1 protein-coding gene is annotated in these 253 nt (G+C 58.5%); it reads right to left on the reverse strand.

The annotated features are described in order from the left end of the window. Positions 1-253: hypothetical protein (locus tag E1189_RS00710; RefSeq protein ID WP_196220872.1), on the reverse strand; the 253-nt coding region annotated here is incomplete at both ends.

The following is a 253-nucleotide window of genomic DNA, read 5'->3' on the forward strand; positions in this document are numbered from 1 at the left end:
GCTTAGCTCTCACCGCCAGGGCAGCAAAAATGTTCAGTGCAAAGGGAAGCAGAACACTACCTGCTCCTGCGGCACCACCTTCGATACGGTCAGTTTGCTTAATTCTCACCGCCGGAACAGCCGCGATGCCCAGTGCAAGGGAAAGAAGAACACCACCTGCCCCTGCGGCGCCAGCTTCGATACGGTCAGCCAGCTTAGCTCTCACCGGCGAAGCAGCAGCGATGCCTGTTGCAAGGGACAGTGGAACACCACC

The organism is Parendozoicomonas verongulae, assembly GCF_009711465.1.
GTDB classification, from domain to species: domain Bacteria; phylum Pseudomonadota; class Gammaproteobacteria; order Pseudomonadales; family Endozoicomonadaceae; genus Sansalvadorimonas; species Sansalvadorimonas verongulae.